Here is a 22,198-nt window from a genome sequence, read left to right on the forward strand (position 1 = left end):
GCAAGCCGTCCTCAAGTCCGCTGCAAGAGGTCAGACCGACAGTGGTCGTCGACAGCCCGACCACGACCTTGAAGATGAGGACCCACCCGATGACGACCCATCCCGCCGCCACCGCGTTCCCGATCCAGCTCCGCCTCCCCGGTCAGGCCGCCGCTCCCGAGGGGCCGCTCGACCCGTTCATGATGTACGTCCTCCACCACGCGTTCCGGCGCGACCTCGCCGACTTCGCCGCAGCCGTCCCGCGCACCAAACTCGAGGACCCCGGAACCTGGCGCGCCCTCGCCGACCGGTGGACGATGTTCGCCACGGCCCTGCACCACCACCACAACGGGGAGGATCTGGAACTGTGGCCGCTGCTCGAGGAACGCTGCGACGCGACCGAGAAGCGAGTGCTCGAGGCGATGGACGCCGAGCATGATCTGATCGACCCGATCCTGGAGGAGTGCACGGCCGGTTTCACGGCGATGGCCGCGCACCCGAACGAGCAGAGCCGCGCCCAGCTGACCGACGCCCTCGTCCGCGCCCAGCCGATCCTCGGCGATCACCTCGCCCACGAGGAGACCGAGGCGGTCGCCATCGTCCAGCGTCGGATGACCATGCGCGACTGGGAGGACTTCGAGGCCAAGATGGCCAAGCAGTCGGGTCTGGGCGAGATGCTGAAGATGAGCCCGATGATGGTCAAGGGCCTGTCCGACGCCGACCGCGCAGTCGTCTTCGCCCGCCTGCCCGGAATCCTCAAGCTGCTCATCAAGCTCGGCGGGCCGCGTTTCCGCCGACTCGACGGCCGCGCGTTCTACTACCTGAACCGATGAGCGCGTGCTTGCCGGGCGGTCCCGGCCACCCGCAGGATCGCCACCTCGTCTCAGGAGCGCAGGCCGGGAACCGCGCCCCTGAGCGGAGGTCGCGATTCTGCAGCGGGCCCGGGTTCCGCCGAGACGTCACTTCGCGAGCGCGCGCCCGATCACGAGACGCTGGATCTGGTTGGTCCCCTCGAAGATCTGCGTGATCTTGGCCTCGCGCATGTAGCGCTCGACCGGGAAGTCGCGGGTGTAGCCGTAGCCGCCGAAGACCTGCACCGCGTCGGTGGTGACCTTCATGGCTGCGTCGGTCGCGACGAGCTTCGCGGTCGCCGCGGCCCGCGAGTACTCCATGCCCGCATCACGTCGACGCGCCGCGTCGAGGTAGGTGGCACGTGCCGAGTCGACGGCAGCGGCCATGTCGGCGAGCACGAACGACAGACCCTGGTGGTCGATGATCTTGCGGCCGAACGCGGCTCGCTCCTGGGCGTAGTCGACGGCCGCGTCGAGAGCGGCCTGCGCCAGACCGGTCGCGACCGCGGCGATGCCGAGGCGCCCGGAATCCAGTGCGGAGAAGGCGATCTGCAGACCCTGGCCCTCGGCGCCGAGACGGCGATCCTCGTCGATGAAGGCGTTGTCGTACGACGCGCCGGTGGTCGGGACCGCGTGCAGACCCATCTTGTCCTCGGGCTTGCCGAACGTCAGACCCTCGGTGTCGCGGGGGACGAAGAGGCAGGAGATACCCTTCGAGCCCTCGCCGGTACGCGCGAAGACGTTGTAGACGTCGGCGATGCCGCCATGGGTGATCCACGCCTTGGAGCCGGTCATCGTGTAACCGCCCTCGGTCGGGGTCGCGCGGCACGCGAGCGCAGCGGCATCGGACCCGGCCTGCGGTTCGCTCAGGCTGTACGCGCCGATCAGCTTGCCGTTCAACAGGTCCGGGAGCCAGCGCTGCTTCTGCTCCTCGGTACCGAAGTTGAACAGCGGGTGGCAGGCGAGGCCGTGGACGCTGACGGCCACCGCGACCGACGCCCACCGTGCACCGAGCTCTTCGAGCACCTGCAGGTAGACCTCATACGACTGCCCGCCGCCGTCCCACTCGGTCGGGTACGGCAGGCCGAGCAGGCCGGCCTCGCCGAGTTCGGCGAACAAGCCCTCCGGGTACTTCCGCTCCTTCTCGTACTCGCTGGCGATCGGCGCCATCCTCTTGTCGGCGATGTCGCGGACCAGGGCGATCAGGTCGCGAGCCTCGTCGTTGGGGAGCAAGCGGTCGACCGGCATCGGTACCTCCAGGTAGAAGAGTTCAGGTAACTGAACTAGTACTCAAGTCTTTTTCACAGTACTATTTCGGCAGCGGTGAGTACAGCTGACGTGATCGGTGAGGAGTCCTATGCCACGCGAGGGGTTCGCGACGCGGCGTCGTGCCGCCCTGTTCGACGCCCTGCTCGAACTGATCCTGCGCGACGGTTTCGCCCACCTGTCGATCGCCGACCTCGCCGCCGAGCTGCGCTGCTCCAAGTCGACGCTCTACACCCTGGCGGCGAGCAAGGAACAGCTGGTCACCGCGACCGTCACCCACTTCTTCCGCACTGCGACCGAGCAGGTCGAGGCGAGGGTCGAGGCGTCGGAGACTCCCCGCGAGCGCGTCATCGCCTACCTGGTCGCCGTCGGCGAGGCGTTGACACCGGCGTCCGAGGCGTTCATGCGCGACCTCGACGCCTTCACCCCCACCCGCTCGCTCTACGAACTCAACACCGCCGCAGCCGCGACGCGCGTCCAGAAGCTGATCGCCGACGGTGTCGCCGCCGGGGACTTCCGCAACGTCGACGCGGCCTTCGCCGCCGACCTCGCCGCATCGATGATGAGCCGCATCCAACGGCGCGAGGTCTGGGCCGCCACCGGCCTCGACGACGCCGCCGCCTACCGCCAACTCGCGAGCATCCTCACCGCGGGGATCGACGCGGGGTAGGTTTCACGCAGCTGCGACCTTATCAACGGGTGCGTCGTGATCTCTCGCCGCCTGACGTGATGGGCGCTCCCCATCGCCGCTGCCTGAGGTGACGCGCGCTCCCCCATGACCGCTGCCTGAGGTGTGAGGAGCGCAAGCGACGAGCCACGAAGGCCTGGTGGGACGAGCTCCCGCACCGACACGAAAAGTCGTCCCCCTCAGTGTGGTTCGAGGGCACATTGCCCTCGGCGGGCGCTCAGGGGGACGAGTTCTCGCGTGAACCAGACTGCTCAGGAAGGGAACGCCGCGGTTGGTGCGGAGCATTGAATTGTCGCCAGCCCTTCGTGGCTCGTCGCTAACGCTCCTCGCACCTCAGGGAGCAAAGGGTGGGGCTCGTCGCTATCGCCGCTGCCTGAGGCGACGGGTGCGCTCCCCCATCGCCGCAGGCTGAGGTGACGGGTGCGCTCCCCACGGCCGCTGCCTGAGGTGTGAGGAGCGCAAGCGACGAGCCACGAAGGCCTGGTGAGACGAGCTCCCGAACCGACACGAAAAGTCGTCCCCCTCAGTGTGGTTCGAGGGCACATTGCCCTCGGCGGGTACTCAGGAGGACGAGTTCTCGCGTGAATCAGACTGCTCTGGAAAAGAATGCCCGCGGTTGGTGCGGAGCGTTGAATTGTCGCCAGCCCTTCGAGGCTCGTCGCTGACGCTCCTCGCACCTCAGGGAGCAAGTGGTCGCAGCTTGTTTGCTAACGCTCCTCGCACCTCAGGGAGCAAAGGGTCGCGGCTTGTTTGCTAACGCTCCTCGCACCTCAGGGAGCAAGCGGCCGTGGCTCGTCGCACCCCCCTCGCACCTCAGGGAGCAAAGGGTCGTGGCTCGTCGCTAACGCGCGCGACTTCGGTCCGTCCTCAGGATTCTGGGGCCGCGCGGCGTTCGAGGTGCGTGACCCCGTCCTCGACCCACCACCGCACTCGGGCCTCGCGCTGAGAATCGGCGTCTCGCAGGCTGATCCACAGCTCGTCGTGCAACCGCACCTGTCCGCGCGGTACCTCGACCCCGCGTTCGGCGCCGAACCGCACCGCTTCGGGGTGGGCCCAGGTCGCAGCGTCACCGGGGTCGCGGACGGTTGCGGTGTACTCCTCGGACGCGAGCGGCAGGTCGAGCAGTGTCGCGAGAGTCTCGGCGTCGGCCGCGGTCACTGTCGGTCCGGCGAGGACTGTCTCCCCATCCGACAGAGCCTGTAGGAACCACGGCTGGTCGACGACCACGGCACGATCGGTGACGGTGCCGGCGATCGTCCGGACCCGTTCGGGGACCTCGACATCCGCCGGATCGATGCCCCCGCGACGGCACGCCACGACCACGGCGGCGTGCACCGTCACCGCGGCGCCCGCCGTGATGTCCCGGTCGGGGTCGCCGAGACGGGTCAGCAGCAGCGCCGCGTCGTCGGCGGTGTCGGGCTCGAGGCGTGCGAGAGCGCCGACCAGTGCATCGGCATGCGGATGGTCGAGCGGGTCGATGATCCCGGCGAGGATCTCGTCCGACGGGGCGCGGTACTCCCCCAGCAGCAATCCGTCCACCTCGGCGTGCCGTCGCAACCACCAGGCGGTGTACCCGTCGCGGTCGGCGAGCAGCGGTGCGATGGCCTCGTCGGTCGCCATCATGGTCAGCGCCTCGGGCCAGGACCGGTCGTCGATCAGATCGAGATCGCGGACCGCCGTGAGCCTTTCGGGTGCGTCGAGCAGCGTGTCCCACCAGTCCTCCTCGTCGGGGAGGTCGTGGTCGGGTCCGACCGGCAGTTCGTCGACCACCGTGAGGAAACCCCACCCGACACCCAGACGCCGCAACTCGTCTGCGCCACACTCGGATACGACTTCGGCATCGACGACGCCGAACGGATGGTCGTCGACGAGGACACCCAGCAGCGGACTGTCGGGGAGCAGGAGTTCGTCCGCGGGACGGAACTCGCCGTCGGTGTCGAGCAGCGGCAGGGTGGCCAGCCACGGCGGCACGGCCGCATCCGGATCGGCGCGCAGGACTGCACAGATCTCGGCGGCCAACCCGTCGTCGCCGGCCAAGTCATCGTCCACAGCAGAGTCGAGGTCGACGTCCTCGACCAACACCCGCAACGCCGGGTCGGCCAGTGCGTCGGTGACCGAGAGTTCCTGCACGCCCAGACGTTCCAAGAGCGAATGGCGGGCCTCGGGATGGACGGTGGGAATCCAGCGCATCGGCGTGGCGATGCGGTCACTCACGAACAGGCCACGCACCCCGACCGACATCCGCCCGTCAGACCGCGGGATCGGCAGCGCACCCAGTTCCTCGACCTCGCGTCCCGTCGACACGAGCGGCGCGAGCGCCTCGTACAGGTCGTGCCACCGCGACGGCTCGTGCTGTAGTCCGCCGAGTCGCTCGGCCAGCCCCGCCAACCCGAGTTCCTCGACCCCCAGTCGGCCCAGCGCCGGAAGATACTGGGCGAGAGAGATATCGGGGTGGACGAGATCCGCGAAGTGTTCGGACAACATCTCCGCCAGGCGATCGGTCAACCCGATCACGACCACGGCCCGCGACGGCAGCAACGGCTCGCCGTCCGCGCCCGGCAGCCACGCGGTGTCGCGAAGTTGCACGCGTACGGCCTCGATCAGCCTGGCATCATCACGATTTCGCGCAAGGTGAAGCTCCGGTACGAGCTGTAACCGACGAGCCGGGTCGACCAGGAGCAACAGGTCGACGTAACCGGCTGCGGCATCGCCGATCTCGGCTCCCGGATGTAGGTGTCGACGGTCCGGGGTGAGCACGAGGTCGGTGATGCACCGACACGGCAGGCTCAGTTCGATGTCGGTGGGCGTGGGAGCGCGCAGCACATCGTGCTCGGGTGCGCGACCGTTGTCTGCGTCGACGAGCCAGCGCGTCCCGCCGCGGGTCACCTCCAACCAGCGCCGAGTCGACGCCGAGCCGGCACCGTTCTCCACGGACACGGTGACGATCGCAGAGGAGGCCTGATCGTCTTCGACCGCGGGCCCGGTGGACCGCTCGACCGAGACCTCCACACCGTCGACGGTGATCCGCTGCAACGCGGCGAGTTCCACAACCAGATCGGGTGCTTGCGCGAGCATCGCCTCGATCAGCGGACCCGCCGGCTCCCGGAGACTCAGGACCACCTCGGTGTCGAACCCGTTGGCGGGCCCGACCTCCGACGGCCACACGAGTCGCAGAACCGGGACGGCGTCACCCGGGAGACCGGCGTACCGAACAGCTTCCACGGTGGCGGCGCGGTCGAAGACGACCGACCCGGTGCGCGAACGGATCTCGACGCGGTCGGCGACCGTCGCCGTGGCGGTGAACCCGACGCCGAATCGGCCGATCTGACCGTCGGTGGGCGCCTTGGCCGACACGCGCAGCGCCGCGAGCGAGCGAACACCCTCGACGCTCAGCGGCTCACCGGTGTTCGCGACATGCAGCTCGCCGTCGGAGACCCACACCGCGAGCTCCCCCGCGATCCCCGCCGCGGCTGCGGCGTCGGCGGCATTGGCGGCGAGTTCGGTGAGCAACCGGTCGCGGTATCCGACCGTCACCAGATCAGACTCGGCGGCGGCATCCTCGGCGAGACGGGTCGGCGAGGCCATCCAGGCGGCGAGCGTCGACGACCGCAGAGCGGCGGTGTCGAACGGGTCTGGGCCGAACGGATCGGCGCTCATCGGCGGTGGGGTGTCGTTCAGGAGCGGGCCGGTTCGGCGTCTCGGGTGACCGAGACGACCTCGAGGGCGCCATCGTCGTAGGCGTCATATGCGGGTGAACCCTCACCCTTGGGCGCCTGGACATCGGAGTGTGCGCCGCAGCCGTACTCGGCGGAGACCACCCGGCCGTCGGCCGCGTATTCGTTTGCGCAGACACCGAATCCGGCGCGCAGCGCACCCGCGAGGGGCACGTAGAAACCGCAGGTCCAGCACGTGAACGGAGCTGCCTGCGCCATCTCCGACGACGGTCCGAAATCGCCGTCGTACCAGCGCTGCGCGGCGTCGGCGCGACCGTCGCGGCTCAGCAGCCGGCGTCGGCCGAGGCCGATCTCGCCGGCGATCTGACCGATCTCGTCGGGGTCCTCGGACTCGGAGTCGAAGCGGAACTCGTCGCCGGTGTCGATCTGGTTGGGGACCAGACGGGGATCGTCGGGCTCGGCTGCCAGCAGATCGCCGGGCGCGAGGTCACCGGAGGCGACACGCTCGGCCCACGGCACCCACGGCGGGGCGAGCAGCGAGCCCTCACCCGGCAGCAACACGACCTCACTGAGGGTGATCTCGTCGCTGCCCGGGGACCCGGCCAGCACGACGCACCACTGCCATCCGCGATAGCCTGCGAGCTCGGCGTCGAAGTAATGTGCAGCGGCCCACTCGCCCTCGGCGACGCTGCGCCGATGCGCGCCGGGCTGCTGTCCTTCGTCGACCAGCGCGGCTCGTGCGATGTCGACGGCCGCCAGCAGTCGTCCGCCCTCACTTACGTCAGTCACGCATCCAGTGTGCAATATCGCCGACGTGTGCCACACAACGCCCCGGTTCAAGCGGCACCGGCCCGAGATGAGGAACAATCGTGGGCGTGATCCCACGGAGTTCCCGACACGACGATGGGCGCGGGGCCCCCAGGGGTCCGGCGAGCCAACATCCTCGACCGCCGACAGACGATCGCGGCCGCCGCGCCGCGCAGCACCCCGGGTCGGCCAACTACCCGGCCGACGAGACCCGTCAGATGCGCGGCCGCCGGCCCGCACCGGGCTGGGGGCCGCCGCCCGGGCCGGGTCCCGGCCGCAACGCCTACCTGCCCCCGCCCACCCACAATCCCCATCTGCCGCCGCTCGACGACCGCGGTCAGCCGCAGTACGACGAGTCCGCGACCCGCGCGATGCCCGCCGACCACGGCCCGCGAACGCCCAAGAAGCTCACCGTGATGCGTGTCGCCGCGATGCGCAGCCGGGAACTGACGGGCAAGGGCATCGGCAAGATCCATCGGGCCGCGACCGCCGACGGCGCCGACCAGTCCGGCCTCACCGCGCTCACCCTGCCGGTGATCGCGAACTTCGCCGCCGACGCCGCAATGGCCGTCGCGCTGGCCAACACCCTGTTCTTCGCGGCCGCGACGGGTGAATCCAAGACCAACGTCGCGCTGTACCTGGCGCTGACGATCGCGCCGTTCGCGCTCATCGCTCCCCTGATCGGTCCGCTGCTCGACCGGCTCCAGCGCGGTCGTCGGATCGCGATGGCCGCGACCTTCGGTCTGCGCGTGATCCTCGCGCTGCTGATCATGGCGAACGTCCAGTGGAACGACGTCACGCAGCAACTCGAGTACGACCCGTGGGTGCTCTATCCGTGTGCGTTGGGCCTGCTGGTGCTGTCGAAATCCTTCGGCGTGCTCAAATCGGCGGTCACCCCGCGTGTGGTGCCCCCGACCATCGACCTGCCGCGGGTGAACTCCCGCCTGACCACCTTCGGTTTGATCGGCGGCACGATCGTCGGCGGCGCGGTGGCCGCGCTGATCGAGATGCTGCTCGGCAAACTGCTGCCGCTGCATCTGCCGGGGGCGATGGTGTGGCTGGCGGTCGTCGCCGCGGCCGGCGCCTACCTGTGCATGCGTATCCCGTCGTGGGTCGAGTCGACCGAGGGCGAGATCCCCACGACCCTGACCTATCACGGCGAACCCGCCCGCTCGAGCGTGCCCGAACACGAGCCGACCAGTGCCCGCGAGGGCGCCAAGATGCTCGCCGCCAAGATGCGTCAGCCGCTCGGCCGCACGGTCGTGGCCGGCTTGTGGGGCAACGGCACCATCCGCATCCTCACCGGCTTCCTGACGCTGTTCGTGGCCTTCTACGCCAAGGCGCAGCAGGGCGACGCGTCGGACTGGACGCAGCTGCTGCTGCTCGGCGCGGTCGGTGCCGCGGCCGGTATCGGCAACATGCTCGGCAACGGCGTCGGCACCCGGCTGGAGCTGAAGAACCCGCCCGGCATCATCGTCTGGGCCACCGCAGCCTGCTTCGCCGTCGCGGTCCTCGCGGCGATCTTCGGCAACATCCTCTTCGCGGCGGTCGCCGCCCTGGTCGCCTCGGGCACCAGCGCGATCGGCAAGGTGTGCCTCGACTCGTCGATCCAGGACGATCTGCCCGACGAATCGCGCGCGTCGGCCTTCGGTCGTTCGGAGACGGTCCTGCAGCTGTCGTGGGTCTTCGGCGCCTCGCTCGGTGTGCTGCTGCCCCCGACCCTGTGGATCGGCTTCACCGTCGTCGCCGTGCTGCTCGGGCTGGGCCTGGTCCAGACCGTGATGACGACCCGTGGATCGTCGCTGGTGCCGGGCCTGGGCGGTCGGCGCCCCGACCACGCCGCACCGACGGTCGCATTCCGGGCCGCCGGCTCGGACGCTGCACCCCGCACCGGCCCGGGATCGGCACCCACCCGGGCGCATACCCAGCGGCCGACGACCACACGGATGCCGTCGACGGCACCGTTCCCGAACTCCGGTGACCGGGCACCCGGAGACCGCCCCGCCCCCGACCAGACAGGACATCGCCGACCGTGATCAGCAGTGGTGAGAAGAAAGCTCTTTCGATCATCGCGATCGTCGTGGTGGCGTTCGTCGCAGTCGTCGGCGTCTCGGTGTTCCTGCTGACCCGCAACTCCTCGCACGACGACCGGCCGTACCTCCACATCGCCGTCGGCAAGAACCTCTACACCGTCGAGCCGGTGCGGTGGTGCGACCTGATGCTCGACGAATGCGACCCGCCACTCGGCACGTCGCAGCGCGAGGCTCCCCGGGTTCCGGTGGCGGTCGGCGACACGGTGATGCTGTCGGTCTCCGGCGACATCGCGAAGGGCCCGTGGAACCTCGCGGCCGTCTATTGGACGCCGAAGGGACTCGTCGAGGACGAGCAGCCCCAGGCGTCCGGTGAGACCTACACGGTAACGCTGAAGACGGCACCCGAATACGTCCTGCTGGGCGTCACCGTCTACCCGGCGTCGGCCCGGCTGACACCAAACGATGAGATCATCCCGCGCGGCGTGCTCGCAGCGCAGACCGCGCCGGAGAAGTTCCTGCAGTACCTGGGCTGACGCCGCGCGGCGTCGGGCTCAGTGCTCGACGAACGGAGCTCAGCTCTCGAGTTCGCGAGCGACCGCGCGAACGACCTCGGAGATCCGCTGCGCGGTCTTGCGGTCGGGGTAACGTCCCTTGCGCAGATCCGGCTGCACCTTGCCCTCGAGCAAGGTGATCAGATCGGCGACCATGCCGTGCAGCTCGTCGGGGGTGTGGCGCTTGGTCTCCTTGCGGGCGGCCTCGCGCACGTTCTTCGACACGCTCGGCGCGGGATCGAGAACCTTGACGCTCAGTGCCTGCGGCCCGCGGCGACCGGCAGCCATGCCGAACTCCACGCGCTGCCCCGGCTTGAGGGCCTCCACCCCGTCGGGCAGGGCGGACGAACGGACGTAGACGTCCTCACCGCTCTCCTGAGCGAGGAAGCCGAAGCCCTTGTCCGCGTCGTACCACTTCACCTTGCCGGTCGGCACTGTGCTCACCCTCATCTGTACGTCGTAGATCTCTAGCTGATCTGCCTGTCACAACAAAAGACGCCGTCACCCATCACACGACCCACGGCGGAAAGTCCGTATGGGCCCAGACGGATGCAAGGCGCCTGCTGCGCCCCATGGTAGCCAACACCCCACCCCGCGGTCACACCATTACCTCCGCCCTACCGGTCAGCCCCTCGCGCGGCGTCGCGCTCCCGGAGTGTGCATTACCGTGGACGACATGCAGAAGACGACGTCCCCGCGGTTGCTGCAGGCAGCCATGGTGATCTTCGCGATCGGACTCATCGCCCTCGTGGCCCTGTTCGTGACCCCGCTCGTCACCGACGGCGACACCGCACCGACCTTCGTCTACCTGTTGACCATGTGCGCACCGCTGGGTTTCCTCCTCGGCCTGGTGTACGCACTCCGTGCCGGACGCCGAGCCAGGTGAGGACCGTGACCGCGACCATCGACACCTCCCCAGAACTTGCCCCCGTCTCCGACGCCAAGGCCCTCCGGGCAGCGTTCAGCTGCTTCCCCAGCGGCGTCGTCGCGGTGTGTTGCCTTCAGGGTGAGGGAGATTCGACCACGCTGATCGGAATGGCGGCGAGCTCCTTCACCACCGTCTCTCTCGAGCCTCCACTGGTATCGGTCTGCGTCCAGAACACGTCGACGACGTGGCCGCAGATCCGTACCGCACCGGCCATCGGCGTGAGCGTCTTCGCCGGCGACCAGACCGATGTCTGCAAGCAACTCGCCGGTCCGTCGGAGCGACGGTTCGACGGCATCACGCCGCTGCGCACCGACGCCGGGGCGGTCTTCGTCCCCGACGCTGCCGCCCATCTGTCGTGCACCATTCACAACGAGATCCAGGCCGGTGATCACACCGTCGTGCTGCTGGAGATCAACACCTTGCGCGCCGACCCCACGGTCGAGCCGCTCGTGTTCCATGCCAGCACCTTCCGAGCTCTCGAGGCCCGCAAGGACCCGAACGCCACGTGATCCGCAGGACAGCGTGAGCACGGTAGGACTCGGGATCCCCACGCCACGGTCGATGACGGCCGGGGCGCCATCCGACGTGCCCACACGCGGGCCGCTGCGCGACACGTTCGGGCGGGTGGCGAAAGACCTGCGGGTCTCGGTGACCGACCGGTGCAATCTGCGCTGCACCTACTGCATGCCGGCCGAGGGACTCGACTGGATGCCCAACGACGCGGTGCTGAGCGCCGACGAGCTGATCCGCGTGCTGACGGTCGCGGTCCGGGACCTGGGGATCGAACGCATCCGCTTCACCGGCGGTGAGCCCCTGCTGCGTCGCGACCTCGAGCAGGTCATCGGCGCCGTGTCCGCCCTGCCCCAACGGCCCGAGATAGCGATGACCACCAACGGGCTGGGTCTCACCCGGCGGATCGACGGCCTCGTCGCCGCCGGACTGAACCGCATCAACATCTCCCTCGACACCATCGACCGCGAACGATTCGCCGAGATCACCCGGCGCGACCGGCTCGACGACGTGCTGGCCAGTCTCGCCGCCGCCAAGCGCGCGGGTCTCGACCCGGTCAAGGTCAACGCCGTGATCCCCGACCGTGCCGACCTCGACGCGATCCCGGACCTGCTCGCCTACTGCCTGGAACACGGCTACGAGCTGCGCATCATCGAACAGATGCCCCTCGACGCCGACCACGCCTGGCAGCGGACCCGGATGGTGACCGCCGACGAGATCCTCGCGACGCTGCGCACACGGTTCGATCTGCTGCCCGATCCCGCACCGCGCGGCAGCGCCCCGGCAGCCACCTGGATCGTCGACGGCCATCGGACGTCGCGGGGCCCGGCGAAGGTCGGCGTGATCGCCTCGGTCACCCGTCCGTTCTGCGGTGACTGCGACCGCACCCGGCTCACCGCCGACGGGTCACTGCGCAACTGCCTGTTCGCCTCGTCGGAGACCGATCTGCGCGCCGTGCTGCGCACGCTGCCCGACGACGAGGTCGACGCCGCCGTCGCCGCGCTGTGGCGCACCGACATGTGGCAGAAGGCTCCTGGACACGAGGTGAACGCCGCCGGCTTCGTCCAGCCGACGCGGCCGATGTCCGCCATCGGCGGATAGGCTCGGCCCCGATGAACCTCACCGTCCGCTTCTTCGCCGCTGCTCGCGCCGCCGCCGGTACCGAGTCGCGTGTCGTCGACATCGACCCCGCGACCACCCTCGCCCACCTCGAGTCGACGCTGTCTGCCGGCAACGCCGAACTCGCAAAGGTACTGGAGCGCTGCTCTTATCTCCGCGACGAGATCGCCTTCACTGACCGTTCACTCCAGCTCGGCACCTGCTCGACACTCGACGTCCTTCCCCCGTTCGCCGGTGGCTGACACCACAACCACCGTGTGACCTTAGTCACATAACGGCGCGGTAACGAGATGGCCACGGGAGCGCATCCGGCCCGATGAACTGCGATGACGCCGAAAGTTGGTCGGGAGACCAGGTTCTGAAGAAAAAATAAGTTGCGTACAAGCAGGTGAATCGGCCGATCGAACGACGTACTGTACGAAGCGACCTTCTCGAAGGTCACGGTAAGGAAACAGAACATACGTCCCGCCGGCCGCGCCGAGCCTCGCTCCGCCGGAGGGTACGACCGCACGAAATCTAGGAGCGAGGACGGGGGACCCAACCTCATCCCCTGAGACCGGGCACCACACCAGGTGTCCTAGGGGTTAAGTCCCAGGCGCAGAACCGTGATTAATAAATCCCGGTGACGCACTGGGGCCGAGCAACCTCTCGCTCGAACCCGACAGCTGACTTCGTAGGCGCGTGGAGAGAGGAATCGATCTATGTCCGGACGTCACCGCAAGCAGACGACCAGCTCGACCACCAAGACCTTCACCAAGGTCGCCCTCACCGGCGCCGTCCTCGGTGGCGGAGCCGCCCTTCTGGGCACCGGTACCGCGAACGCGGCAACCGATGCCGAATGGAACCAGGTCGCCCAGTGCGAGTCCGGCGGCAACTGGGCCATCAACACCGGCAACGGCTACCACGGCGGCCTGCAGTTCTCGCCGAGCACCTGGAGCGGCCACGGCGGCGGCGAGTTCGCCCCGACCGCCGAGCAGGCCACCCGCGAGGAGCAGATCGTCGTCGCCGAGCGCGTGCTCGCCTCGCAGGGCAAGGGCGCATGGCCCACCTGTGGCGTCGGCCTGTCGGGCCACACCCCGCGCACCGCTCCGAGCGATGTCCCGGCCCCGATCGTCAAGAAGCTCCAGGACGGCAACGGCAGCTTCAGCCTCGTCAAGGCTCCTGAGGCCAAGACCACCGACGACGTCGCCAAGCAGGTCACCTCGGTTCTCACCGACGCCGGTGTGAGCCCCGAGGTCGAGAACCTCTGGAACGCCGCCAAGAACAGTGGTGTCTCGCTGAGCCCGGAACAGATCAAGCTGTTCAACGACAACAAGCACCTGCTGCCCAACCCCTGACGAGTAGCAGCCCTTACCTGTAGCGGCTCGGACACAATCCGCAGCGCACAGAGGGACCCAGACGAAGGGCCCCGCACGATGACTGATCCGTGCGGGGCCCTTTTCCAATTCTCAGGTGGCTTCCGACAGCCCGGCGGCGTCGGAACCCAGGACCTGCAGTAGGGCGAGCGCCTCGGCGTCCGCCGAACCCGCCGGCGCACTGTAGAGAACCAGATGCTGGTCCCGCTCGGCGAGCTCCAGCGAATCGCAGTCGACCGTGATCTCTCCGACGACGGGATGCCGCAGGGTCTTCCGGAGCGTCGGTGCGGCCGCGACGTCGTGCTGGTCCCACAGCCGGGCGAACTGTGCGCTGCCTTCCCGCAGATCCTCGACGAGACCGACGACCGCCGGGTCCGATGGATAGCGGGTCGCCGCCAGCTGCAACCTCGCGACGACGTGGTGGCGGAACTCCGCGCCGTCGGAGATGCCGTACAGCGGCGCGGCGTCGTCGGTGAGGAACGCCCGGCGCGCGAGGTTGCGATCGGCCGGGCCGAGTTCGCCGAAGTCCTCCAGAAGCGCGGCCGCCAGGTCATTCCAGGCGAGAACCTCGAAGATCGCCGACATCACGAATCCCGCGGTCTGCGGCATGCGGTCCAGCAGTGCGACGATGCTCGGACGCACGTCCCGCCGGTGGAGGGCGGTTCGCAGTGGAGCTGTTCCGGCGAGCATGTGCAGATGGTCGGACTCCTCGTCGGTGAGCAGCAGCGCTCCGGCGATGCCGACGAGCACCTCTGCCGACGGCCGGGGCGCGCGGCCCTGCTCGAGCCGTACGTAGTACTCGGTCGAGATGTGCGCGAGCACCGCGACCTCTTCCCGCCTCAGCCCCGGAGTCCGACGCCGCGTACCGGCCGGCAGACCGACGTCCTCCGGCTGCAAACGCTCACGTCGACTCCGCAGGAACGAGGCGAGTCCGTGCTTGTCCATACCTCGAGTGTGCGTCCGATCGGCCGGCGGAGAGTAGTACAGCCTGTGCCTGAATGAGCTCACCCGCCACGGCCACGCTGAGTTCCATGACACACGACACCGATATCCGGTCCACCCCGTCCATCGGCCTGCTCACCGGCAAGGTCATCTTCGTCAGCGGCGCCAGCCGCGGAATCGGCGCCGCCGCAGCACATCTGTTCGCCCACGAGGGCGCCTCGGTCGTGCTCGGTGCGCGCGGCATCGATGCCCTCGAGCGGATCGTCGACGACATCCGGTCGACCGGCGGCACCGCCGACGCGGTGACTCTCGATCTGGCCGACGATGCAAGCGTCCACGCCGCGATCACCCGCGTCGAAGAACTGCACGGCCGCCTCGACGGCGCGTTCAACAACGGCGCCGTCGTCCAGGAGGTACCAGGTCCGCTGCAGGACACCACGGCAACCGACATCGACCGGCAGTTCGCGGTGAACTTCCGCTCGCACTGGATCGCGATGAACGCCGAAGCGGCGCTGATGCAGCGCAATGGGGGCGGCGCGATCGTGAACACCTCGAGCATCGGGTCGCGACGCGCCAACCCCGACCTTCCCGCCTACGGGGCGATGAAGCGCGCACTGAACAGCATCACCGAGACCGCGGCCGTCAGCTGGGCACGCGACGGCATCCGCGTCAACGGGCTCACACCCGGCGGCACCGCCACCGAGATGATCGACGAGTGGGAGGCGGCCAGCCCGGGGGTCTCCCGTTGGATCAGCGACTCCACTCCCCTCGGCCGGATGGCCGAGCCGCGCGAGATCGCCGAGGTCGCCGCGTTCCTGCTCAGCGACCGCGCCTCGTTCGTCACCGGCGCGATCGTGCCCGTCGACGGCGGCGCCGGGGCCTAGGTCTCTCGCTCCCTGAGGTGCGAGGAGCGCAGCGACGAGCCTCGAAGGGCTAAGCCGAGTTGATCCACTCCTCGGTGCCGTCGTCGTAGTACTGGTGCTTCCACACCGGGATACGCGCCTTGACCTCGTCGACGAGCCGGGCGCAGGTCTCGAAGGCGGCGCGGCGATGGTCGGCGGCCACGGCCACCACGAAGGCGACGTCCCCGATTTCGAGGTCGCCGACGCGGTGCGAGACGGCGACCGCGCGGACACCCTCGACCGCCGACACTTCCTCGACGACCTCGGCGAGCACCTTCGGCGCCGTCGGATGGGCGGAGTAGGCCAGTTCGGCGACGGTCCGGCCGCCGTCGTGGTCGCGAACCGCCCCGACGAAGCCGACGATCGCACCGGCCTTGCCGTCCGAGGCGTCGGCGACCATCGCCTCGTGGTCGGCGAGCCCGATGGGCTGGTCCGACACCGCGGTGTGTACGACTACGGTCATTGGTCAATCCTGTCTTGTCACGGTTGATCGGGGACGATCAGTGATCCCCGCCGCGGATCTGGTCGAGGGCGTGGTGCACGACGCCGGTGAGGACGGTCAGGCCGTCCCGCACGCCGCCGGTCGAGCCGGGAAGGTTCACCACCAGTGTCGTCCCGGCGATACCGGCGAGGCCACGCGAGAGCACGGCCGTCGGGACCTTCGGCAGCCCCGCCGCGCGGATGGCGTCGGCGAGGCCGGGGATCTCGACGTCGAGCAGCGGCCGTGTCTCCTCGGGGGTGCGGTCGGTCGGTGACAGACCCGTTCCCCCGGTGGTGAGCACGAGGTCGACGCCGGCGTAGACCGCGGCGCGGATCGCGGCACCGACCGGCGGACCGTCGGCCACCACATCGCGTTCGGCGACCGAGAAACCCTGCTCGACGAGCCAGGCCTCGATGATCGGACCGGTGCGATCGGGGTAGACCCCGGTACTCGCCCGTGTCGACGCGACGACGATCTGCGCGACGCGCTGCCGTGCGGGGTCGGGCGTGGTCTCAGCCATCGGCCGGGTCGTCCCGCAGCCAGTCGCCGGATTTGCCGCCGGTCTTCTCGAGTAGGCGGATGTTGTCCATGCGGGCGCGCTTGTCCACGGCCTTGACCATGTCGTGCAGCGTCAGCCCGGTGACGGCGACCGCGGTCAGGGCCTCCATCTCGACGCCCGTCTGGCCGGAGGTGGCTACGGTCGCGGTCACGTCGATGGAGTCGGTGCCGATGGTGAAGTCGACCTCGACCGACGACAACGCCAGCTGATGGCACAGCGGGATCAGCTCGTCGGTGCGCTTGGCCGCCATGATGCCGGCGATGCGGGCGGTCGCCAGCACATCGCCCTTGGGCAGCTTCGACTCACTGAGGAGGCCGATCACCTCGGCCGTGGTGTGGAAGGTGCCGCCGGCGATCGCACGACGTTTCGTCGGCTCCTTGTGCCCGACGTCGACCATGCGCGCCGTGCCGCTGCTGTCGATGTGCGACAGGCGGCCGCCTTCCTCCGGAGAGACCGACCCGCCGCTGGGAGTTCCGGTGGTCGGCATCGGCGTCAGCGGTTGACGACCGTCTTCGCCTGCACGAAAGGCAGGTCGTCGACCGGGAGCGGGAACTCGGTGTCACCGAACGGGGACAGCGCACCCGAGATGTGCGTCGCGAGTTCGGAGACCGCGTGGTCGGGATGGTTGCCGTCCTCGTCCTTCGGCCAGCCGTTGTCGACGTAGTGCTTCTTGCCGGCTTTGTCACCACTGTTGTTTGCCACGGGAGCATTGTGCCACGCCATTCGAATGAAAGAAGTGCGGTGTCCGGGCATGGCGACCGCACCGGCGTTATCGTCGTCGCATCACAGGTCACGCCACCAGGAGGCGATGATGGCCCACCACCCCGAACAGGTCGCCGGCTACCGCGTGATCAGCCGCCTGGGCGCGGGCGGTATGGGCACGGTGTACCTGGTGGAGAACCCGCAACTCCGACGCCGCGAGGCACTCAAGGTCATCTCGGTCGCCGAGACCGTCGACGAGGAGTTCATCCGCCGGTTCAGCCGGGAGGCCCAGACCGCCGCCTCCCTCGACCACCCGAACATCGTCACGATCTATCACTACGGCGTCACCGACGACGACCCGTGGTTCACCATGGCCTACCTCGACGGACGGGATCTGCGGGGCGGCTCGTTCCGGCCCGACGAGATCCTCACCATCGTCGACCGCGTCGCCGATGCCCTCGACTACGCACACACCCACGGTGTCGTGCACCGCGACATCAAACCGGGCAACATCCTGGTCACCCGGCGGGCGATGGGCGACGCCCTCGACCGGGTCGTGGTCCTCGACTTCGGGATCGCGAAGCTCGCCACCGCGACCACGCTGACCGCACCGTCGTCGTTCGTGGGCACGCTGGTCTACGCCGCCCCGGAGATCCTCGACGGCAAACCGGCCGGCCCGGCGTCGGATCAGTACGCGCTCGCCTGCACCGCCTACGAACTGCTGTCCGGCGCGACCCCGTACGAGGCCGACACCCAGACCCGGCACATCGTCGCGAAGCTGACGTCACCGCCGGAGCGGATCAGCCGGTACCGGCCCGACCTCGCCGCGCTCGACCCCGTCTTCGACCGCGCCTTGGCCCGCGGCCCGCTGGACCGCTATCCCACGTGCACCGACTTCGCCCTCGATCTGCGGCGGGCGCTCGCCGCGACCGGCACCGCGGCGACACAGATCGTCCCGCCGCGGGCCGGTCCGACGACCCGGCCACCGCCCCCGCAGCACCCGTATCCCGGACCACAACCACCTCTGTTCGCGCCGGGGCAGCCGCAGGAGACGCAGCAGCTCTCCGGACCGGGCTTCACTCCCCCGCTGCCCGGCCACTCCGCCCCCACCCGGGCGGCACCGCCGGGGGGCGGGCGGCGCCGTTGGCCGTTGCTCGTGGGCGCGATCGGGGTGGTCGCGCTGCTCGCGGTGGTCGCGACCGTCGTTCTCCTCACGCGCGGCGGCGACGACAGCGGCGGTGCCGGCGATTCGAGTCCGCAGGCGGCTGCGGCCGAGGAGGTGAAACTCAGTGCGGGTCTCGGTACCACCTGTTCGATCCGCGACGGTGCCGCCTGGTGCTGGGGTGACAACCAGGCCGGACAACTCGGCGACGGGACCACGACGAACCGCTGGACGCCCACTCGCGTCGCCGACCTCACCGGCGTCACCTCGATCACGACCGGCGGGCCCAACACCTGCGCGGTCGCCGAGGGCGTCGCCTACTGTTGGGGCAACAACGACTACGGACAACTCGGCGACGGCACGACGACCAGCCGACTGAAGCCGACCCGGGTTGCCGACCTCGCCGACGTCACCGCGATCTCGACCGCCAACTGGGCCACGTGCGCCATCGCAGCCGCAGCCGCCTACTGTTGGGGCACAAACGATTTCGATCAGGTGGGCGACGGATCCACGGCCAACCAGTACCGTCCGGTGCGTGTCGCCGGGCTCGACGACGTGACCTCGATCAGCGTCGGGGTGAACTTCACCTGCGCGGTCGCCGGCGGCGACACCTACTGCTGGGGCCTCAACGACAACGGCCAGGTCGGTGATGGCACCACCTACAACCGGCCCAAGCCGACGAGGGTGGCCGACCTCGATGCCGCTACCTCCGTGTCGGCGGGCGACCAGGCCGCCTGCGCGATCGCCGGCGGCAGCGCCTATTGCTGGGGCAACAACGCTTTCGGACAACTGGGCGACGGGACCAGGGACTCCCGCACCACCGCGACGCTCGTCTCCGGCGTCGACGAAGCGACAGCGATCAGCACCGGAACCGGGCACACCACCTGCGCGATCGCCGGCGGCGTCGGCTACTGCTGGGGCGCCAACGCGTGGGGGTCGGTCGGCGACGGCACGCTCGAGGACCGCCCGAATCCAACCCGGCTCAACGGATTGTCCGATGTCGCCGCGATCTCGACCGGCGAACGGACGTCGTGCGCACTCGCGTCGTCGGACGTCTGGTGCTGGGGTTTCAACGCGACCGGTCAGCTCGGCATCGGCAGCACCGACGACAAGCTCACGCCCACCCGGATCGGGTACTAGACATGGCCGTCATCCACTCGTCGGTCATCCGATTGAAGGGTGCCCCGGACCGGTGCCGTATCGGTATCGTCCCAGCGTACGACCGCCACGAGTTCGAGTTCTCCTGTAATCGCTTCTCATCGTAAGAAAGAGGTGTCGCCGTGCCACTGAGTCCGGGCACCCACATCGCCGGCTACCGCGTGATCTCCCAGCTGGGTGCCGGCGGCATGGGCGAGGTGTATCTCGTCGAGAACCTCCAACTCGAGCGGCGTGAGGCGCTGAAGGTCATCTCGACCGCCGTCAGCGCACAGCCCGGGTTCAACCAGCGCTTCACCAACGAGGCGAAGACCACCGCGAAACTCGATCACCGCAGCATCATCACGATCCACCAGTACGGCATCGAGGACGGTTCGCCGTGGTTCTCGATGAGTTATGTGGACGGCAAGGACCTCACCGAGGAGCGCCTGAAGCCGGCGGAGGTCTCGACGGTCGTCACCCAGGTCGCCGACGCCCTCGACTACGCACACCGCCATCAGGTGGTGCACCGGGACATCAAGCCCGCCAACATCCTCGTCACCCGCGACCCGGCCTCGGGAGTGATCGACCGCGCTCTCGTCCTCGACTTCGGCATCGCGAAACTCGCCGGGTCAGCCAATCTGACGGGCACCCACTCGTTCATCGGGACCGTCGCGTTCTCCGCACCCGAGACCCTCGAAGGTGCCGACGCCACAGCACGTTCCGACCAGTACTCACTGGCCTGCACCGCCTACGCACTGCTCGCCGGGCAACCACCGTTCGTCGGCCAGTCCGAGCCGTCGGTGATGCTCGGCCACATCCAGCGGCCGGTCCCCCACATCGGCCAGTTGCGCGGCGACCTCGCGCACCTCGACCCGGTCTTCCAGCGCGCACTCGCCAAGGACCCGGCGGCCCGTTACCCCGACTGCCGCAGCTTCGCCGCCGCCCTGAAGTCGGCGATCGAATCGCCGTCCGCGCAGGGCAATACGATCGCGGCCGCGTCGGTTCCCCCGCCCACGCTCGTCGGCGGCGGCACCGGCGCGCCGTCGGCCCAGCAACAGCCGTTCGGTCAACCCTTCGGGCAGTACACCCCACCCCCGCAGCCGACGATGACCGGACCGTCCGGCCCGCAGCCGCTGATGAGCCACCCCTCGGGGCCCGGCGCGACCGCGAACGTCTCTGGGCCGAAGTCTTCTGGGCCGAATTCTTCTGGACCGCAACCGCTCTACAGTTCACAACCGCAGGGTGCGATGCCGTACACGCAGGCCGGTTACCCGGGGACACCGCCGAAGAAGAAGCGCACCGGGTTGATCATCGCCGGCGTACTGGGTGCCGTGCTGGTCGCCGTCATCGGTGCGATCGCCGGACTGGTCCTCCTGAGCAGCGCCGCCGACGATCCCGAAAAAGCAACCGTCGCACAGCCATTGGTGAGCACCGACTTCGGCACCAGCTGCGCGATCGTCAACGAGACGGTGAACTGCTGGGGCGACAACACGACCGGCCAGCTCGGCGACGGAACGACCACTCCGCACAGTCGTCCGGCCACGGTGGGCGGTGTCACCGACGCGACGTCGGTCTCCGTCGGCGGTTACCTCACCGGTGAGAACACCTACGTCGGCACGGCGTGCGCGGTCGCCGCCGGCGAGGCGTGGTGCTGGGGCAACAACCACTACGGCGAGGTCGGCAACGGCTCCGACGGCAACATCGTCGAGACCGCGACCAAGGTGGGCACGCTCTCCGAGGTCAAGGCGATCACCACCGGCTGGGGCACCAGCTGCGCGATCGCCGGCGGAGACGCGTACTGCTGGGGCAACAACGAATACGGCCAGCTGGGCACCGGCGGCAGCGACGCCGTCTCGGTGCCCACCAAGGTTCCGGGCCTCGGTGTCGTCACCGACATCACCACCGCCTACGGCACCACCTGCGCCGTCTCCGACGGTTCGGCATTCTGCTGGGGCAACAACGACAGCGGCCAGATCGGCGACGGCAGCACCACCCAACGGTCGGCGCCGGTGAAGGTCGGCGGGCTCGACGAGGTCACCGCCATCAGCCTCGGCGGCTACCACGAGTCGGCCCCCGACGACGACAACGACCCGTCCACCAACACCAGCACCTACTTCCAGACGGCCTGCGCGATCTCCGGCGGAGACGCGTACTGCTGGGGCGCCAACGCCTACGGCCAGATCGGCAACGGCACGGCCGAACCGCGCAAGACGCCCACCAAGGTGAACAACATCTCGAAGGCGTCGGCCATCTCCACCGACTGGGGAACCACCTGCGCGGTCGCCGACGGAAAGGCCTGGTGCTGGGGCGACAACGACCGCAGCCAGCTCGGCTCCAGCGGCGGCTCGGTGAAGATCCCGCGCGAGGTCAGCAGCCTGACCGACGTCACCTCGATCTCGACCGGCAACGGCACGTCGTGTGCGATGGCCTCCGGCTCGGTCTGGTGCTGGGGTTTCAACAACGACGGCCAGATCGGCGACGGCTCGAGCGGCGACTCGGCCAACCGCACGTCGCCGACCAAGCTCACCATCTGACCCCGCCGCACGAACGAG

General features: G+C 69.1%; 21 protein-coding genes and 1 riboswitch. Of the genes, 12 read left to right on the top strand and 9 right to left on the bottom strand.

Annotated features, from left to right (window positions below; genetic code table 11):
* The first annotated feature begins 89 nt into the window (after window positions 1–89).
* Window positions 90–812, top strand: a complete 723-nt coding sequence (locus M1L58_RS16110) for a hemerythrin domain-containing protein (RefSeq protein ID WP_248659658.1) — start codon at window positions 90–92, stop codon at window positions 810–812.
* A gap of 126 nt (window positions 813–938) precedes the next feature.
* On the opposite strand, the gene M1L58_RS16115 is transcribed toward M1L58_RS16110, so the two are convergent.
* Window positions 939–2,078 (bottom strand): acyl-CoA dehydrogenase family protein, encoded by a 1,140-nt coding sequence (locus tag M1L58_RS16115; protein ID WP_248659659.1) that lies wholly within the window; start codon window positions 2,076–2,078, stop codon window positions 939–941.
* A 109-nt stretch (window positions 2,079–2,187) separates the two neighbouring features.
* Here M1L58_RS16115 and M1L58_RS16120 point away from each other — a divergent pair, with 109 nt between their 5' ends.
* Window positions 2,188–2,766: a TetR/AcrR family transcriptional regulator gene (locus M1L58_RS16120; RefSeq protein ID WP_248659660.1), complete on the top strand. Its 579-nt coding sequence runs from the start codon at window positions 2,188–2,190 to the stop codon at window positions 2,764–2,766.
* An 885-nt stretch (window positions 2,767–3,651) separates the two neighbouring features.
* Here M1L58_RS16120 and M1L58_RS16125 read toward each other — a convergent pair.
* A complete protein-coding gene (locus tag M1L58_RS16125; RefSeq protein ID WP_248659661.1) occupies window positions 3,652–6,441 on the bottom strand; it encodes a sacsin N-terminal ATP-binding-like domain-containing protein in 2,790 nt (929 codons plus the stop codon).
* Window positions 6,442–6,458: 17 nt separating this feature from the next.
* Entirely contained in the window at window positions 6,459–7,247 is a 789-nt protein-coding gene (locus M1L58_RS16130; RefSeq protein ID WP_154883084.1) for a DUF3027 domain-containing protein, read from the bottom strand.
* Window positions 7,248–7,483: 236 nt separating this feature from the next.
* Between M1L58_RS16130 and M1L58_RS16135 the strand changes: the two genes are divergently transcribed.
* Together M1L58_RS16135 and M1L58_RS16140 are read left to right on the top strand one after the other, a co-directional pair.
* Window positions 7,484–9,301, top strand: a complete 1,818-nt coding sequence (locus M1L58_RS16135; RefSeq protein ID WP_248659662.1) for an MFS transporter — start codon at window positions 7,484–7,486, stop codon at window positions 9,299–9,301.
* A complete protein-coding gene (locus M1L58_RS16140) occupies window positions 9,298–9,831 on the top strand; it encodes a DUF2771 family protein (RefSeq protein WP_154883082.1) in 534 nt (177 codons plus the stop codon). Before M1L58_RS16135 ends, M1L58_RS16140 begins: the two co-directional genes overlap by 4 nt.
* Window positions 9,832–9,870: 39 nt before the next feature.
* Here the strand turns inward: M1L58_RS16140 and M1L58_RS16145 are convergent, their stop codons facing one another.
* Window positions 9,871–10,284, bottom strand: a complete 414-nt coding sequence (locus M1L58_RS16145) for a cold-shock protein (RefSeq protein WP_006868171.1) — start codon at window positions 10,282–10,284, stop codon at window positions 9,871–9,873.
* Window positions 10,285–10,525: 241 nt separating this feature from the next.
* On the opposite strand from M1L58_RS16145, the gene M1L58_RS16150 reads away from it, so the two are divergent.
* From M1L58_RS16150 to M1L58_RS16170, 5 genes are all read left to right on the top strand, one after another.
* Complete coding sequence (locus M1L58_RS16150; protein ID WP_040536876.1) at window positions 10,526–10,735, top strand: hypothetical protein; 210 nt, start codon at window positions 10,526–10,528, stop codon at window positions 10,733–10,735.
* A 5-nt stretch (window positions 10,736–10,740) separates the two neighbouring features.
* On the top strand, window positions 10,741–11,286 hold the full coding sequence (locus tag M1L58_RS16155; protein WP_248659663.1) for a flavin reductase family protein: 546 nt from the start codon (window positions 10,741–10,743) through the stop codon (window positions 11,284–11,286).
* A gap of 13 nt (window positions 11,287–11,299) precedes the next feature.
* A complete protein-coding gene (moaA, locus tag M1L58_RS16160; protein WP_248659664.1) occupies window positions 11,300–12,388 on the top strand; it encodes a GTP 3',8-cyclase MoaA in 1,089 nt (362 codons plus the stop codon).
* 11 nt (window positions 12,389–12,399) lie between these two features.
* Window positions 12,400–12,648 (top strand): MoaD/ThiS family protein, encoded by a 249-nt coding sequence (locus M1L58_RS16165; protein ID WP_248659665.1) that lies wholly within the window; start codon window positions 12,400–12,402, stop codon window positions 12,646–12,648.
* 254 nt (window positions 12,649–12,902) lie between these two features.
* Window positions 12,903–13,102, top strand: a riboswitch (cyclic di-AMP (ydaO/yuaA leader).
* Window positions 13,103–13,107: 5 nt separating this feature from the next.
* Window positions 13,108–13,743, top strand: coding sequence for a transglycosylase family protein (locus tag M1L58_RS16170; RefSeq protein WP_006868176.1), 636 nt, complete (start codon window positions 13,108–13,110; stop codon window positions 13,741–13,743).
* 111 nt (window positions 13,744–13,854) lie between these two features.
* Here the strand turns inward: M1L58_RS16170 and M1L58_RS16175 are convergent, their stop codons facing one another.
* Window positions 13,855–14,706, bottom strand: a complete 852-nt coding sequence (locus tag M1L58_RS16175) for a helix-turn-helix domain-containing protein (protein WP_006868177.1) — start codon at window positions 14,704–14,706, stop codon at window positions 13,855–13,857.
* Between the two features lie 86 nt (window positions 14,707–14,792).
* Here M1L58_RS16175 and M1L58_RS16180 point away from each other — a divergent pair, with 86 nt between their 5' ends.
* Window positions 14,793–15,587: an SDR family NAD(P)-dependent oxidoreductase gene (locus M1L58_RS16180; protein ID WP_248659666.1), complete on the top strand. Its 795-nt coding sequence runs from the start codon at window positions 14,793–14,795 to the stop codon at window positions 15,585–15,587.
* Between the two features lie 49 nt (window positions 15,588–15,636).
* Here M1L58_RS16180 and M1L58_RS16185 read toward each other — a convergent pair whose 3' ends face one another.
* Genes M1L58_RS16185 through M1L58_RS16200 form a run of 4 tightly spaced genes read right to left on the bottom strand, consistent with a single transcriptional unit; the run spans window position 15,637 to window position 17,368 of the window.
* On the bottom strand, window positions 15,637–16,068 hold the full coding sequence (locus M1L58_RS16185; protein WP_006868179.1) for a molybdenum cofactor biosynthesis protein MoaE: 432 nt from the start codon (window positions 16,066–16,068) through the stop codon (window positions 15,637–15,639).
* Window positions 16,069–16,105: 37 nt separating this feature from the next.
* Window positions 16,106–16,606 (bottom strand): MogA/MoaB family molybdenum cofactor biosynthesis protein, encoded by a 501-nt coding sequence (locus M1L58_RS16190; RefSeq protein ID WP_006868180.1) that lies wholly within the window; start codon window positions 16,604–16,606, stop codon window positions 16,106–16,108.
* Entirely contained in the window at window positions 16,599–17,132 is a 534-nt protein-coding gene (moaC, locus tag M1L58_RS16195; protein ID WP_248659667.1) for a cyclic pyranopterin monophosphate synthase MoaC, read from the bottom strand. Before moaC ends, M1L58_RS16190 begins: the two co-directional genes overlap by 8 nt.
* Before the next feature lie 5 nt (window positions 17,133–17,137).
* Window positions 17,138–17,368, bottom strand: coding sequence for a hypothetical protein (locus tag M1L58_RS16200; RefSeq protein WP_006868182.1), 231 nt, complete (start codon window positions 17,366–17,368; stop codon window positions 17,138–17,140).
* Between the two features lie 88 nt (window positions 17,369–17,456).
* Here M1L58_RS16200 and M1L58_RS16205 point away from each other — a divergent pair, with 88 nt between their 5' ends.
* Together M1L58_RS16205 and M1L58_RS16210 are read left to right on the top strand one after the other, a co-directional pair.
* A complete protein-coding gene (locus M1L58_RS16205; RefSeq protein WP_248659691.1) occupies window positions 17,457–19,649 on the top strand; it encodes a protein kinase domain-containing protein in 2,193 nt (730 codons plus the stop codon).
* A 140-nt stretch (window positions 19,650–19,789) separates the two neighbouring features.
* On the top strand, window positions 19,790–22,180 hold the full coding sequence (locus M1L58_RS16210; protein WP_248659668.1) for a protein kinase domain-containing protein: 2,391 nt from the start codon (window positions 19,790–19,792) through the stop codon (window positions 22,178–22,180).
* Window positions 22,181–22,198: the final 18 nt, after the last annotated feature.

The sequence above is a fragment of the Gordonia sp. C13 genome, assembly GCF_023218005.1.
GTDB classification, from domain to species: Bacteria; Actinomycetota; Actinomycetes; order Mycobacteriales; family Mycobacteriaceae; genus Gordonia; species Gordonia namibiensis.

Coding starts and splice junctions, on each gene's coding strand:
- M1L58_RS16110 (WP_248659658.1), top strand. CDS start 90: ATGACGACCCATCCCGCCGCCACCGCGTTCCCGATCCAGCTCCGCCTC.
- M1L58_RS16115 (WP_248659659.1), bottom strand. CDS start 2,078: ATGCCGGTCGACCGCTTGCTCCCCAACGACGAGGCTCGCGACCTGATC.
- M1L58_RS16120 (WP_248659660.1), top strand. CDS start 2,188: ATGCCACGCGAGGGGTTCGCGACGCGGCGTCGTGCCGCCCTGTTCGAC.
- M1L58_RS16125 (WP_248659661.1), bottom strand. CDS start 6,441: ATGAGCGCCGATCCGTTCGGCCCAGACCCGTTCGACACCGCCGCTCTG.
- M1L58_RS16135 (WP_248659662.1), top strand. CDS start 7,484: ATGCGCGGCCGCCGGCCCGCACCGGGCTGGGGGCCGCCGCCCGGGCCG.
- M1L58_RS16150 (WP_040536876.1), top strand. CDS start 10,526: ATGCAGAAGACGACGTCCCCGCGGTTGCTGCAGGCAGCCATGGTGATC.
- M1L58_RS16165 (WP_248659665.1), top strand. CDS start 12,400: ATGAACCTCACCGTCCGCTTCTTCGCCGCTGCTCGCGCCGCCGCCGGT.
- M1L58_RS16170 (WP_006868176.1), top strand. CDS start 13,108: ATGTCCGGACGTCACCGCAAGCAGACGACCAGCTCGACCACCAAGACC.
- M1L58_RS16175 (WP_006868177.1), bottom strand. CDS start 14,706: ATGGACAAGCACGGACTCGCCTCGTTCCTGCGGAGTCGACGTGAGCGT.
- M1L58_RS16180 (WP_248659666.1), top strand. CDS start 14,793: ATGACACACGACACCGATATCCGGTCCACCCCGTCCATCGGCCTGCTC.
- M1L58_RS16185 (WP_006868179.1), bottom strand. CDS start 16,068: ATGACCGTAGTCGTACACACCGCGGTGTCGGACCAGCCCATCGGGCTC.
- M1L58_RS16190 (WP_006868180.1), bottom strand. CDS start 16,606: ATGGCTGAGACCACGCCCGACCCCGCACGGCAGCGCGTCGCGCAGATC.
- moaC (WP_248659667.1), bottom strand. CDS start 17,132: ATGCCGACCACCGGAACTCCCAGCGGCGGGTCGGTCTCTCCGGAGGAA.
- M1L58_RS16200 (WP_006868182.1), bottom strand. CDS start 17,368: ATGGCGTGGCACAATGCTCCCGTGGCAAACAACAGTGGTGACAAAGCC.
- M1L58_RS16205 (WP_248659691.1), top strand. CDS start 17,457: ATGGCCCACCACCCCGAACAGGTCGCCGGCTACCGCGTGATCAGCCGC.